6 protein-coding genes and 2 pseudogenes are annotated in these 14681 nt (G+C 60.4%); 4 read left to right on the top strand and 4 right to left on the bottom strand.

Annotation, left to right across the window (positions count from 1 at the left end; translation table 11 throughout):
* Window positions 1-29: 29 nt before the first annotated feature.
* Window positions 30-3986, bottom strand: a complete 3957-nt coding sequence (gene putA, locus AACY44_RS03305) for a trifunctional transcriptional regulator/proline dehydrogenase/L-glutamate gamma-semialdehyde dehydrogenase (RefSeq protein WP_339529787.1) — start codon at window positions 3984-3986, stop codon at window positions 30-32.
* 461 nt (window positions 3987-4447) lie between these two features.
* On the opposite strand from putA, the gene putP reads away from it, so the two are divergent.
* The 3 genes and pseudogenes from putP (at window position 4448) to AACY44_RS03290 (ending at window position 8823) form a co-directional block, all read left to right on the top strand.
* Window positions 4448-5932, top strand: coding sequence for a sodium/proline symporter PutP (putP, locus tag AACY44_RS03300; protein ID WP_339415593.1), 1485 nt, complete (start codon window positions 4448-4450; stop codon window positions 5930-5932).
* A gap of 204 nt (window positions 5933-6136) precedes the next feature.
* Window positions 6137-8112, top strand: a pseudogene (locus AACY44_RS03295) (type VI secretion system Vgr family protein).
* A 27-nt stretch (window positions 8113-8139) separates the two neighbouring features.
* Window positions 8140-8823 (top strand): annotated as a pseudogene (locus tag AACY44_RS03290) (DUF4123 domain-containing protein).
* On the opposite strand, the gene AACY44_RS03285 reads toward AACY44_RS03290, so the two are convergent.
* Window positions 8809-10086: an O-acetylhomoserine aminocarboxypropyltransferase/cysteine synthase family protein gene (locus tag AACY44_RS03285; RefSeq protein WP_339415594.1), complete on the bottom strand. Its 1278-nt coding sequence runs from the start codon at window positions 10084-10086 to the stop codon at window positions 8809-8811. The pseudogene AACY44_RS03290 and the gene AACY44_RS03285 sit on opposite strands and share 15 nt — an antisense overlap.
* 249 nt (window positions 10087-10335) lie before the next feature.
* On the opposite strand from AACY44_RS03285, the gene AACY44_RS03280 reads away from it, so the two are divergent.
* Complete coding sequence (locus tag AACY44_RS03280; protein WP_339415595.1) at window positions 10336-11172, top strand: 23S rRNA (adenine(2030)-N(6))-methyltransferase RlmJ; 837 nt, start codon at window positions 10336-10338, stop codon at window positions 11170-11172.
* A 79-nt stretch (window positions 11173-11251) separates the two neighbouring features.
* Here the strand turns inward: AACY44_RS03280 and msrA are convergent, their stop codons facing one another.
* Together msrA and AACY44_RS03270 are read right to left on the bottom strand one after the other, a co-directional pair.
* Window positions 11252-11899 (bottom strand): peptide-methionine (S)-S-oxide reductase MsrA, encoded by a 648-nt coding sequence (gene msrA / locus AACY44_RS03275; RefSeq protein ID WP_065875274.1) that lies wholly within the window; start codon window positions 11897-11899, stop codon window positions 11252-11254.
* Between the two features lie 72 nt (window positions 11900-11971).
* Window positions 11972-14662 (bottom strand): putative bifunctional diguanylate cyclase/phosphodiesterase, encoded by a 2691-nt coding sequence (locus AACY44_RS03270; RefSeq protein ID WP_339415596.1) that lies wholly within the window; start codon window positions 14660-14662, stop codon window positions 11972-11974.
* Between the last annotated feature and the right edge of the window lie 19 nt (window positions 14663-14681).

Genomic DNA, 14681 nt, shown 5'->3' with positions numbered 1-14681 from the left:
AGCTTGTAGCTTAAACTGGCGGCTGCTGCTTAACCGATAGTCATCAGGCTGGCATTGCCACCCGCCGCCGCCGTGTTAACACTCAACGCACGCTCAATCACCAAACGCTCCAGCGCAATCGCCGTTTCGCCTTGCGACAAACCATGCACCCCAACAATTGCGCCACCGCGCTGGGCCACTTGCTGGCACACCGCTCGCAGCTGGTCGGAATCACCGTGATGCAGAACCGCGTCAAACACTACTTCATCCTTCTTGGTCCAGTCGGCCACGCGCTTGATCTTCGCCTGAATGTCTTTAGGCAGGCGTGAGAACAACGCCTTGGTCAGCTCGGTTTCTGGCCATACCGCCGAACCGCCCACCGCCAATACCGCCGCCAGTTGAGTCAACAGGTCGCCTTCCACGTCCGCCAGGCACAGTACGTGCTCGCGGGGCAGGATGGCGTAGCTGTTGCGCTCGCCGGTCGGGCCGGCCAGTTGGCGGGTGATACCGCTTTGCGATTGCGCGGCGAATTGGCTGCACAGGGCGCTCAGGTCGCTGAACTTATTGCTGTCGGCCCAGGTTTTCAGGGCTGTCAGCGGCTGGCTCATGGCATCGCGCAGGCGCACGTCCGGCGCGGCCAATGCGTCGCCGCGTACGAAGGATTGCTCAATGGCATCCGTAGGGCGCGTCGACAACAGGCGGTACAGGTACAGCGGGCCACCGGCTTTCGGGCCAGTACCCGACAGGCCTTCGCCGCCGAACGGTTGCACGCCGACCACGGCGCCGACGATGTTGCGGTTCACGTAGACGTTACCGGCATTGACGTTGTCGATCACCTTGGCGATGGTCTCGTCGATGCGCGTGTGCACGCCCAGGGTCAGGCCATAGCCAGAAGCGTTGATCTGGCCGATGAGCTGGTCGATCTCTTTGCGCTTGTAGCGCACCACGTGCAGCACCGGGCCGAAGATCTCGCGTTGCAGTTCGTCGAAGCTTTCCAGCTCAATCAGGGTTGGCATCACGAAGGTGCCACGCTTGATCTCTTCGCCATCAGCGATAGCCACCTGATACACATTGCGGCCTTTGTCGCGCATGGCCTGAATGTGTTTCTCGATGCCGGCCTTGGCTTCGGCGTCGATCACCGGGCCGATGTCGACGGACAAACGCTCCGGGTTACCCAAGCGGCATTCCGCCATGGCGCCCTTGAGCATTTCGATCACACGCTCTGCTGAATCTTCCTGCAGGCACAGTACGCGCAGGGCCGAGCAGCGTTGGCCGGCGCTGTCGAAGGCCGAGGACACCACGTCGATGACCACTTGTTCAGTCAGCGCCGAGGAGTCGACGATCATCGCGTTCTGGCCGCCAGTTTCGGCGATCAGCGGAATCGGACGGCCCTGGGCATCCAGGCGACCGGCGACATTGCGTTGCAGCAGGCGTGCGACTTCAGTGGAGCCGGTGAACATCACGCCTTTGACGCGATCATCACCGACCAGGCGCGCACCCACGCTCTCGCCTTGACCCGGCAGCAATTGCAGCACGCCTTCCGGAATACCGGCTTCGAGCAGGATGCGCACGGCTTGGGCGGCCACCAGCGGCGTTTGCTCGGCAGGCTTGGCCAGTACCGGGTTGCCGGCAGCCAGTGCCGCGGCGACTTGACCACTGAAAATCGCCAACGGGAAGTTCCACGGGCTGATGCACACCACCGGGCCCAGTGGGCGGTGGGCGTCGTTGGTGAAATCGTTACGCGCTTGCACGGCGTAGTAACGCAGGAAGTCCACGGCTTCGCGCACTTCAGCGATCGCGTTGGCGAAGGTCTTGCCGGCTTCACGGGCCAGCAGACCCATCAGTGGCTGGATCTCGCCTTCCATCAGGTCGGCGGCGCGTTCCAGGATCGCGGCACGTTCGGCGGGCGGGGTGGCCTGCCAGATCGGGCCTGCATTGATGGCGCATTGGATAGCGTTGTCGACGTCTTCGACAGTGGCTTCCTGCACATGGCCGACCACATCACGCAGGTCGGACGGGTTCAGTACCGGTGCCGCTGCTTCATTGCTGGAGGCGCAACCGAGCATGGGCGCCGCTTTCCAGTTGTTGTGAGCGGTCGCCAGCAGGGCGCAGGACAGCGAGGCCAAGCGGTGTTCGTTGGCCAGGTCGATACCGGCCGAGTTGGCGCGGTCGCTGCCATACAGGTCACGCGGCAAAGGGATGCGCGGGTGCGGCAGGCCGAAGCCGCCTTCCAGCGTAGCCATTTGCTCGATGCTGGCCACTGGATCGGCCACCAGCTCCTGAATCGAGATGGACTGGTCGGCGATGCGGTTGACGAACGAGGTGTTCGCGCCGTTTTCCAGCAGGCGACGTACCAGGTAAGCCAGCAGTGTTTCGTGGGTACCCACCGGTGCGTACACGCGGCACGGACGGTTGAGCTTACCCTCGGACACCTTGCCTACAACCTGCTCGTACAGTGGTTCGCCCATACCGTGCAGGCATTGGAACTCGTACTGGCCGGGGTAATAGTTCTGACCCGCAATGTGGTAGATAGCCGACAGTGTGTGGGCGTTGTGCGTGGCGAACTGCGGGTAGATGACTTCCGGCACCGACAGCAGCTTGCGTGCGCAGGCAATGTAGGAAACGTCGGTGTAAACCTTGCGGGTGTACACCGGGTAGCCTTCAAGGCCTTCAACCTGGGCGCGCTTGATCTCGCTGTCCCAGTACGCGCCTTTTACCAGGCGGATCATCAGACGATGGCGGCTGCGGCGTGCCAGGTCGATGACGTAGTCGATCACATACGGGCAACGCTTCTGGTAGGCCTGGATCACGAAACCGATGCCGTTCCAGCCGATCAGTTGCGGCTCGAAGCACAGGCGTTCCAGCAGGTCGAGCGACAGCTCCAGGCGGTCTGCTTCTTCGGCGTCGATGTTCAGGCCGATGTCATATTGCTTGGCCAGCAGCGTCAGGGACAGCAGGCGCGGGTACAGCTCATCCATCACGCGTTCGTACTGAGCACGGCTGTAACGCGGGTGCAGTGCCGACAGCTTGATGGAGATGCCCGGGCCTTCATAAATCCCACGGCCGTGGGAGGCTTTGCCGATGGAGTGAATGGCTTGTTCGTACGAGGCCAGGTACTTCTGCGCATCGTGCTCAGTCAGCGCGGCTTCACCGAGCATGTCGTAGGAATAACGGAAACCCTTGGCTTCGAATTTGCTCGCGTTAGCCAGGGCTTCGGCGATGGTTTCGCCGGTGACGAACTGCTCGCCCATCAGGCGCATAGCCATGTCGACGCCCTTGCGGATCATCGGTTCGCCGCTCTTGCCGATGATGCGGCTCAGGGACGAGGTCAAACCTGCCTCATTATGCGTGGCGACCAATTTGCCGGTCAGCAGCAGGCCCCAGGTGGCGGCGTTAACGAACAGCGATGGACTGTTGCCCACGTGCGGGTGCCAGTTGCCGGTGCTGATCTTGTCGCGGATCAGTGCGTCACGGGTGCCTTTGTCCGGGATGCGCAGCAGCGCTTCGGCCAGGCACATCAGCGCCACGCCTTCCTGGGAAGACAGGGAAAATTCCTGCAACAGGCCCTGAACAATCCCTGCACGGCCGCCAGCACTTTTCTGGTTACGCAGCTTCTCGGCAATCGAGGCGGCGAGCTTGTTGGTGGCCTCGGCCATAGGCGCTGGCAGGCGAGCCTGCTCGATCAGCATCGGCACCACTTCCGGCTCTGGGCGGCGGTAAGCGGCGGTGATCGAGGCGCGCAGTACGGACTGCGGCAGAATGCTCTCGGCGAACTCAAGGAAGCATTGGTGGGCGTGGTCGTTCTGGACCTCGCCTGCGTCGTCTGTGTCCTTGCTGCTCAAGCCATTGAGCTCAGGCAGGGTTGCACCACCCTCCAGTTTCTCCAGGTAATTGAAAATCGCCTGCTTGATCAGCCAGTGCGGCGTGCGATCAATGGAGGTCGCGGCAGCCTTGAGGCGCTCGCGGGTTGGGTCGTCAAGTTTGACCCCAAGGGTGGTCGTAGCCATTTTTTTATCCTCATGGGTGCCACTACCGAGTGGCATCAGCTGGCGGCAAGATTAGCTTTGCGCATGCAGAGGTGCAACCGGGTGCAACCCTTTTTATGCATGAAATTTTCGCACGGGTACATGAAATAAAATGGCCCCCGGCGGAATCGGCTCTGTCTTGGTGCGTTTGCTTCTGAGATTGGCTGTTCTTGCTCCGAAAAGTAGCAAAAACAGAGTGTTTTGCACTTTTTGCATCAAGGTGCAACTTATTCTCGCGAAACTGGTTGCACCTTATTTGGTTTGTTGAATAGCATTCGGGGCCAAGGTGCAACCACTCCCGCGAGTCGGTTCATCGGCTGACGGCTTTCCTGGGGAAACGTCAGTCATAAATGCGCGGCACGCAGCTACGTCTAACCTACTCTTAGTGGGTGGTCGTCTGACAGACCGTCGCTACATAAAAACAAAGCCAGGGCGTCACTCTTATGAGCGTTAGTAATCCAACCCTGATCACATTCGTGATCTATATCGCAGCAATGGTACTGATCGGCTTCATAGCCTATCGCTCCACCAACAACCTTTCCGATTACATCCTGGGCGGCCGTAGCCTCGGTAGCGTGGTGACTGCCTTGTCGGCCGGCGCTTCCGATATGAGCGGCTGGTTGTTGATGGGCCTGCCGGGCGCAATCTACATGTCCGGCCTGTCGGAAAGCTGGATCGCCATCGGCTTGATCGTCGGTGCCTACCTCAACTGGCTGTTCGTCGCCGGTCGCCTGCGGGTCCAGACCGAGCACAACGGTGACGCCCTGACCCTGCCGGATTACTTCTCCAGCCGTTTCGAAGATAAAAGCGGCCTGCTGCGGATCATCTCCGCCGTGGTGATCCTGGTGTTCTTCACCATTTACTGCGCCTCCGGCATCGTGGCCGGTGCACGCCTGTTCGAAAGCACCTTCGGCATGTCCTACGAGACCGCGCTGTGGGCCGGTGCTGCAGCGACCATTGCCTACACCTTCGTCGGTGGTTTCCTGGCAGTGAGCTGGACCGATACCATACAAGCCACGCTGATGATCTTCGCGCTTATTCTTACGCCGATCATCGTGCTGCTCGCCACCGGGGGCGTTGACACCGCCTTCCTGGCGATCGAAGCCAAGAACCCTGACAACTTCAACATGCTGAAAAACACCTCCTTCATCGGCATCGTCTCGCTGATGGGCTGGGGCCTGGGTTACTTCGGCCAGCCGCACATCCTTGCGCGTTTCATGGCGGCGGATTCGGTGAAGTCAATTGCCAAGGCACGTCGCATCTCCATGACCTGGATGATCCTGTGCCTGGCCGGCACCGTGGCGGTGGGTTTCTTCGGCATCGCTTACTTCTCGGCGCATCCGGAAGTGGCAGGTCCTGTGACCGAGAACCACGAACGTGTGTTCATTGAGCTGGCCAAGCTGATGTTCAACCCATGGGTTGCCGGTGTGCTGCTGTCGGCCATCCTGGCTGCCGTGATGAGCACCTTGAGCTGCCAATTGCTGGTGTGTTCCAGCGCCCTGACCGAAGACTTCTACAAAACCTTCTTGCGCAAAAACGCCTCCCAGATTGAGCTGGTATGGGTCGGTCGCCTGATGGTGCTGCTGGTTGCCCTGATCGCCATCGGCATGGCTGCCAACCCGGAAAACCGTGTATTGGGCTTGGTGAGCTACGCCTGGGCTGGCTTCGGCGCTGCGTTCGGTCCTGTGGTGCTGATCTCGGTAATCTGGAAAGGCATGACCCGCGACGGCGCACTGGCCGGTATCCTGGTCGGCGCGATCACCGTGATCGTGTGGAAACAATTCGAATTGCTGGGTTTGTACGAAATCATCCCTGGCTTCATCTTCGCCAGCCTCGCGATTTACTTCGTGAGCAAGATGGGCGCACCGACTGCGGGCATGGTTGAGCGCTTTGATGCGGCGGAAAAAGACTACAACCTCAATAAGTAATTCGACGGGCGTGAAGCGCCCTACGAAATGAAAAAAAGGCCCGCGTCCTACGGATGGCGGGCCTTTTTTTGTGAGTGCTTTACGTCGGACTGAAGAAAGCTCTGGCGCGTGCATGTAGGGTTTTACTGATTTGTTTGGGGTGTGTTCAGCAAGGTGAAACGGTGGTGCAGAATCTGCCACCTATCCCTCGCAGAGAAACACCGGATGTTCGCTCCTGCCAATCAAAGTGCCTTCACCCTGACCCTCGATGGGGAGCCCAGTGAACTCAAGGTGTTCGAGTTCATGGGTGTGAGTCCATCAGCCAACCCTACCGTTTTGAACTCGAACTGGTCGCCGAGCAGCCCGATCTAGACCTGGAAAGTCTGCTGCATCACCCGGTGTATCTCGGATTTGATGATCGTGGCCATGGCGTTCATGGTCTGGTTCACCGAGTGGCGCAAGGTGATTCAGGGCGCCGACTGACGCGTTATCAAATGACGCTTGTACCGCAGCTCGCCTATCTGGCGCACAGCAGTCACCAGCGTATTTTCCAGCACAAGACAGTACCGCAGATTGTTGCGCAGGTGCTGGAGGGGCAGGGGATCCAGAGCGACCGCTTCGAGTGCCGGCTCAGCGGCACCTACCCCGAGCGCGAGTATTGCGTGCAGTTTGGCGAAACTGATCTGGCCTTCATTCAGCGGCTGTGTGCCGAGTTGGGCATTCACTATCACTTCCAGCATTCGGCCGAGGCGCATGTGCTGGTATTTGGCGATGACCAGACGGTTTTTGTCCAGGCGGATCAGCCTACTCCTTACACTCCCGGTTCCGGGATGGTCGCGGACACCCCGGCGATCAAGCGGTTTACGGTGCAGGTGCAGACGCGCGCCACGGCAATCAACCTGCGCGACTATGACTTTCGCAAACCCAGCCTGGCGCTGGAAAGCGCGGTGTCTGGCGAGCAGTTACCCAAGCTCGAAGCGCAGGATTATCCCGGCCACTTCAGCGACCGTGCCCATGGCAAATACCTCGCACAGCGTGGCCTGGAGCGTCATCGCAGCGACTATCGTGTCGCCTGTGGCAGTGGTGATGAACCTGCTCTGGTCAGCGGACGGTTCCTCAGGCTCGCCGGTCACCCGCGCGAAGACTGGAACGCCTTGTGGCTGGTGACGAAAGTAACCCATGAGGGCAAGCAGCCCCAGGTACTGGAAGAGCTTGTAACCGAGGTGTCGGGCGGGGATTTTCGCCAGGGCTATCGCAACGAATTCGCCGCCGCCCCGTGGGATGTGATTTTCCGGCCGCCAATGCCAGAGCAGCCTCGCCCGAGCATTGCTGGCTATCAAAACGCAACGGTGACCGGCCCCGTCGACAGTGAAATTCATTGTGATGAATACGGCCGGGTCAAGGTGCAGTTGGCGTGGGATCGTGCCGCAGAGCATAACGACCATTCCAGTTGCTGGCTGCGGGTTGCCAGCGCCTGGGCGCATGATCGTTATGGGTCGGTCGTGATCCCGCGAGTCGGCATGGAAGTGCTGGTGGGCTTCGTCAATGGCGACCTGGACATGCCACTGGTGGTGGGCTGCCTGGCAAGCGCCGCAACACAGGTGCCCCTCGACCTGCCGGCGGACAAGACCCGCAGCATTTTCCGCAGCCAGAGCAGCCCAGGTGGGGGAGGCTACAACGAGCTACGCATTGAGGATCGCAAGGGGGCCGAGGAAATCTACCTGCGTGCCCAGCGTGATTGGACGCAGCATGTGCTGCATGACCATCGGGTGAAGGTGGGCGGTGAGTCGCACCATGAACAGCAAGGCGAAGAGCAGCGCATAACCCATGGCAACCGCGTGACCGACCTCAAGCAGGACGACCATCTGGTGGTTGGCGGCTCACAGCAGGTGCGCGCCGGGCAGACCATCCAGATGGGGGCAGGGCAAAGCGTTGTCATTGATGCGGGCGCGACCGTCACGATTCAGGCGGGTGGGCAGTCGATCACGCTGTCTGCGGGCGGAATTTTCAGCAGCGTACCGATTCAGCTCGGCGGCTCCGCCGTTCCGACATCCGCGCCGTTGATTCCTGGCGTGAAAGAGAAGTTGCTGGCCGTGATTCCTGCACCGCTGAGTCGTGTGCAAATTGCCAGCCTGAAGCGCAGCGCGCCGTTTTGCGAAGAGTGTGAGCGTTGTAAAAACGGCCAGTGTGATCTCACCTGACCTCCACTTTAAAAGGAATTTACGTCGATGCATCAACCCTTGCTTGCTGGTGAACAGCTCTTCGCGGTACTGGGCGCTGCCAGCGACGCCAAGCCCTTGGAGGCTTGGAGAGCGCTTGCCGTCGGCGCCCCACTGCAACCCATTTGGGCTGGCACCGCCTACGAGAAATGGGAAGAGGTAATGCCCTACGTGGGTATCGTCGAGCCGGGCAGCCCTTTCCTCGATTGGGCCGCCTCCACTGACGCAACGGATTGAGGGTGGCTGGCCCTTTCGTTGAGCTCGTTGGACAGTGTGGTGGCACATCTTCAAGGCTTGACCAAGGTGTACCTGCCCGATGGCCAGGAGGTGGTTTTGCGTTTATGGGATGGCGATCAGATGCTACCCATCCTGCAGCAAGTGGGTGGCGAGGTGTTGCCGGTATTCCAGCATTACCTGATCAGTGGCCAGTCGCTGACCGTTGCGACTGGCCCGGTCACGGCGGCTAAAGCCAGCCCGTGGTGGCGGGTGCCTGCACCGTTATTGGAACACCTGGCCGGGCAATCGCCGCAGACTCTTATCGGCAACTTGCTGCAATGGCTGGAAGAGCAGCGCCCCCACCTCTACACCGCCTTCACGCCCACGACCTTGCAGCACAAGGTCGTCTACTTTTCGCGCGGTCCGGATGTCAGCCATCAGGCGCTGGCCGGCTATCTGGCCTCAGAGCTGAGTTGAACCCAGTGCCTGCTGCAGATCTTCGATCAGGTCTTCAATCGCCTCGATACCGACTGACAGGCGAATCATCTCCGGCTTCACGCCGGCCTTGGCTTGTTCCCGCTCGCTCATCTGCCGATGGGTGGTAGAGGCGGGGTGACAGGCCAGGGATTTGGCATCGCCGATATTTACCAACCGCTTGAAGATTTGCAGCGCGTCGTAGAAGCGCACACCGGCCTCGTAACCACCCTTTAGGCCAAACGACAGGATCGCCGACGGTTTACCCTGCATATATTTCTGCGCCAATACGTGATGGGGATGGTCTGGCAGGCCGGCGTAGCTGACCCACTCGACATCCGCGTGGTCTTGCAGGAATTGCGCAACTTTCAGGGCGTTTTCGGTATGGCGTTCCATGCGCAAGGCCAGGGTTTCCAGGCCTTGCAGCAGGAGAAAGGCGTTCATGGGGGCCAGCGCCGCGCCGGTGTTACGCAGCGGTACGGTGCGGGCGCGGGCGATGAAGGCGGCAGGGCCGAATTTTTCCGTGTAGACCACGCCGTGATACGCGGGCTCCGGGGTGTTGAGACCGGGGAATTTCTCTGGGTAGTCGGTCCAGGGGAAGGTGCCACTGTCGACGATCACACCGCCCAGTGAATTGCCGTGGCCACCGATGTACTTGGTCACCGAGTGCACCACGATATCGGCACCAAACTGGATCGGTTTGCACAGGATCGGCGTGGCCACGGTGTTATCCACCATCAGCGGCACGCCTCGGGCGTGGGCCACCTTGGCCAAGGCTTCCAGGTCGACGATATTGCCGGCTGGGTTGCCGATGCTTTCGCAGTACACCAGCTTGGTGTTGTCATCGATCAGTTCGGCGATGGCTTCGGCGGAGTCGTCGCGGGCGAAACGCACGTCGACGCCAAAGCTTGGCAGCAAGTGTGCGAACAGGGTGTAAGTGCCGCCGTAGAGTTGCGGGGTGGTGACGATATTGTCGCCGGCCCGGGTGAGGGTCTGGATCGCGTAGTGGATTGCGGCGCTGCCGGCCGACACGGCCAGGGCGGCGATACCGCCTTCAAGGGCGGCGACACGCTGCTCCAGCACGTCATTGGTGGGGTTCATGATTCGCGTGTAGATATTGCCAGGCACGTCCAGGTTGAACAGATCGGCGCCGTGCTGGGCGTTATCGAATTCGAACGCGACGTTCTGGTAGATCGGTACGGCGACGGCCTTGGTGGTTGGGTCGGACTTGAAGCCGTGGTGCAATGCGATGGTGGCGTCTTTCATGAAAATTATTGACCTCCCTGGACTCTGTGGGCACCCGCTGCAAGGTGCAAGCTGGCTCGCCTGCGATAGCATCACCGCGGTAGTTGGTAATACCGCAGCGCCTGCATCGCGGGCAAGCCCGCTCCCACATAACCCGCTAGATCATTTTCGGCATAACGCCTGTGCTTTTGACATAAGCACCGTCCGGCAAGCCGCACTGCACCAACGCCCGCGTAAAAGGTAAACTTCGCCCCCTGCGCAGGAGCAACCATGAATTATCGTCACGCCTTTCACGCCGGCAACCACGCCGATGTCTTCAAACACCTGACCTTGACCCGCCTCATCGCCCTGATGTCGCGCAAGGAGCAGCCGTTCACCTACCTCGATACCCACGCCGGCATCGGTCTGTACGACCTGCAGGGCGACCAGGCCAACCGCACCGGTGAATACCTGGAAGGCATCGCGCGCCTGTGGGGCGAAAGTGACCTGCCGCCGCTGACCGCCGATTATATGCGTGTGCTGCATGAGATGAACCCGGATGGCGAGTTGCGCTACTACCCGGGCTCGCCGGAGCTGGCGCGGCGCCTCACGCGTCCACAGGACCGCGTACTGCTCAATGAAAAGCATCCGGAAGACGGTCTGCTGCTCAAGGACAACATGAAAGGTGATCGCCGGGTCAAGGTGCACTTGGGCGAAGGCTGGCATGTGCCACGTGCCTTGCTGCCGGTGCCGGAAAAGCGTGCGCTGATGCTGATTGATCCGCCGTTCGAGAAGCTCGACGAGATGCAACGTTGCGCGGCGTCCCTCAAGGAAGCCGTGAGCCGCATGCGCCAGACCGTCGCGGCCATCTGGTACCCGGTGAAGGACCAGCGCCTGTTGCGCCGTTTCTACCAGGACCTGGCCGGCACCGGTGCGCCGAAGTTGTTGCGTGTGGAGTTGCTGGTGCATCCGCTGGACACGCCCAACACCCTGACCGGCTCGGGCCTGGCGATCGCCAACCCGCCGTGGGGCCTGGAGGAGGAATTGCGTGAGCTGCTGCCGTGGTTGTCGAAGAAGCTCGGGCAGACCCAGGGCGGGTGGCAGATGGATTGGCTTATTGCTGAATGAAAGCTGCAAGTTTCAAGCTGCAAGTGGTGGTTGCTGCTTTTACTTGCAGCTTACAGCTTGAAACTTGCAGCTCCGATCTTCAGATCGGACAGCTCACGCCTGTACCGCCAATCCCGCAGTAGCCCTGCGGGTTCTTCGCCAGGTACTGCTGGTGATACGTCTCGGCGAAGTACACCGTCGGCGCTTCTTCGATTTCCGTCGTGATCTCACCCAGGCCGGCCTTGGTCAATTCAGCCTGATAGGCATCAGCACTGGCTTGCGCCGCCGCCAACTGCTCCGGCGTGGTCGCATAGATCACCGAGCGGTACTGGCTGCCAATATCATTCCCCTGACGCATGCCCTGGGTTGGGTTGTGCAGTTCCCAGAACATCTTCAGCAGGTCTTCGTATTTCACTTTGGCTTGGTCATACACCACCAGCACTACTTCGCTGTGGCCGGTCAGGCCTGAGCAGACTTCTTCATAGGTCGGGTTCGGCGTGTAGCCGCCGGCGTAACCCACCACGGTGCTGACCACGCCATCGCGCTCCCAGAACTTGCGCTCGGCGCCCCAGAAACAACCCAGGCCGAAGATCGCAAAACCGACGTCATCGAGGAACGGGCCCAGCAGCGGGTTGCCGTTGACGAAATGAGTCTCTGGCAGCGTCATTGGGGTTTCACGACCAGGCAAAGCTTGTTCTTGAGTAGGCAGCACGTTTTTGTTCACCAGAATTTCCGAGCGCAAGACCATGATCAGTCCTCTCAGTCAGGTTGAATTGGATAAGACGTCAGACCGCCAGTGTGCCCGAGTGTTACAGCGCTGTCAGGCGATTGGCCCGCGCGGATAGCGTTTGAGCTTCTCGAGCAGCTCTGCTCCGGGGATCGGCCGGTCAAACAGGTAGCCCTGGCCGACATCGCAACGGTGCCGGCGCAGGAACGCCAGTTGCTCGGCCGTCTCAATGCCCTCGGCCACGACCTTGAGCTTGAGGTTGTGGGCCATGGCGATCACCGCCGAGGTGATTTCCATGTCGTCCTGGTTATCCGGGATTTCGTGGATAAAGCTGCGATCAATCTTGATGATGTCGATGGGGAATTTTTTCAAGTAGCTCAGCGACGAGTAACCGGTGCCGAAGTCATCCATGGCCAGTGTCAGGCCAAAGCTTTTCAGCTGATCGAGTTGCAAGCGCGTGTCTTCGGTGGCTTCCAGCAGCAAACCTTCGGTCAGCTCCAGTTCTAGAAGGTTGGCCGGCAGTTGTTCTTCCTTGAGGATCGTGGCAATCGACGCGACCAGGTCCGGGTCAGAGAACTGCTTGGGCGACAGGTTGATCGCCACCTGCAGATTGCCCATGCCGGCGGCACTCAGTTGCTTGCTCATGCGGCAGGCCTGGCGCGCAATCCATTTGCCGATGGGAATGATCAGCCCGGTTTCTTCAGCCACGCTGATGAACTGGTCGGGACGGATCATGCCCTTTTCCGGGTGGTTCCAGCGCAGCAGCGCCTCCATGCCCAATAGGCGACCGCTACGCAGGCACAGCTTGGGTTGGTAGAACACGTCCAACTCGTTCTGGGTAAGGGCGCGGCGCAGGTTGTTTTCCACGAACAGTTTGTAGCTGGCTTCGGCATTCAGGGCTTCGGTAAACACTTGCACCTGGTGTTTGCCGTTGGCCTTGGCTTTGTGCAGGGCCAGGCCGGCGTTGCGCATCAGGGTTTGCGGATCGCGGCCATGCAGCGGCGCGCAGGCGAGGCCCACGGAGCCGGTGACGCTGATCAACTGATTATCGACGAACATCGGTTTGTCGAGGGTCGCGAGCAGTTGGCTGGCGACCTGCTGGCCGGTCTCCAAATCGGTGTCGTCGAGCAGCACTGCAAACTCGTTACTGGCAAAGCGCGCCAGGCTGCCGCTGGCGCTCAGGCTGTTGCGCAGGCGGCGCGCCAGGCTGATCAACAGTTTGTCACCGGTCTGGTGGCCAAGGCTGTCGTTGATTCGCTTGAAGTTATCGATGTCCACCAGCAACAGGCTGATCGGGCTGTCGCTGTCACGTGCAAAGCGTTCATCCAGGTTGCGGATAAACGAGGGGCGGTTGCCCAGGTTGGTCAAGTTGTCGGTGTAGGCCAAGCGCTCGATGCGCTGCTGGGCCAGCTTGGTCTGGGTGATGTCTTCGTAGATGCCGATGTAGTGCGTCAGCTCACGGTTATCGCCATAGACCTTGGAAATTGACAGTTGGCCCCAGTAGGGTTCGAGGTTTTTACGCCGGCTTTTGAATTCGCCCTGCCAGCTGTTGCTCTTGGCCAGGCTCGACGGTGCGTCGAACAGTAATTCGCTGAAGTTTTCCAGCGCCGGCAATTCGGCCAGGCGGTGGCCGTGGACTTCTTCGGCGCTGTACTGGGTGATCGCGGTAAAGCTCGGGTTGACGTACTCCACCACGCCGTCGCAGTTGACCAGCAAAAACGCGTTGGCGCTTTGTTCCACGGCACGCTGGAACAAGTGCAGTGCACTGGTGGCAGTGCGGCGGTTGTGGTTGTTGATGACTTGCGCGAACTGATCGGCCAGTTCGCCGGCAAAGGCGATTTCATCGGCCTGCCAGGCGCGCGTGCAGCTGCTTTGTTCCAGGCACAACACGCCGACGACCTGGCCATCGACGCGGATGCTCGCGTCGAGCATGGCGTGAATGTCTTTGTTCTCGACCATTTCCCAGGTACGTGGGTCGCGCAAGGCGTTGGTGGCGTCAATGGCGCGGCTGGTGTGCAGGGCTTCGAGGTAATCCGGGAAGCAGCTTGCGTCAATGGAGTCGGGCAGGTGGTGCTGCTGGTCGTCGCGGTGGTAGGCCGAGATGGGCACCAGCCGTTGGCCTTCGAGGTTCCAGATGCTGGCGCAGTCGATCTGGTAGATATCGCAGGCGCTGCGAGTGATCAGCTCAGCGGCTTCTTGCAACGAATTATTGATGGTGTAGCGTTGGCGGGCCAGCAGCAGAATCAACTCCTGCTGGGCACGCACCCGCTCCAGGTGTTGCAACTGTTCCTGCTGGGCGCGCTGGTTGAGCTCTAGTGCGATCTGCAGGCGGCTGTTCTGGTTTTCCAGGTCTGCCGTGGGCACGGCAGCGGCAGCGGGGAGTTCACTGAACAGGCCGTCGACCACCATCAGGTAGCCGCGCAGCAGGTGGCGATTGTGTTGTTTATAGGCTTCGCCCATTTCCAGCAGGCTCAGCGGACCATCATTGGTATGCAGGGTATAGCGCACCAAGTAGTGAGGGCTCAGGGCCAGTTGCTGCTGGATGGTGTCGTGCAGTTCATAGCGCGCCTGGGGTTCCATCAGGCTGGCGTAGGGCGTGCCGAGCAGGGCACACAGCTCAACGGCCGACACACCGAATTGGCGCTCGCAATTGGGGTCGAGGTAAAGGAGGGCCCAGCTTGCCTCATTCAGCCGCTCGAAACGCAGCATACCGAGGCGCGAAGGCACCGGTAACTGCGTCACTACCTCGGCCGCCATTCGGGCGACATCGGGTTGGCTTTTCATGGGGCAGACTCATTTGAAA

Origin of the sequence: Pseudomonas sp. RA_15y_Pfl1_P11 (assembly GCF_963970975.1) — a bacterium.
In the GTDB taxonomy this organism is placed as follows: domain Bacteria; phylum Pseudomonadota; class Gammaproteobacteria; order Pseudomonadales; family Pseudomonadaceae; genus Aquipseudomonas; species Aquipseudomonas tritici.
Note: the sequence above shows the minus strand (reverse complement) of the source record. Positions and strands in the feature narration are given on the sequence as shown.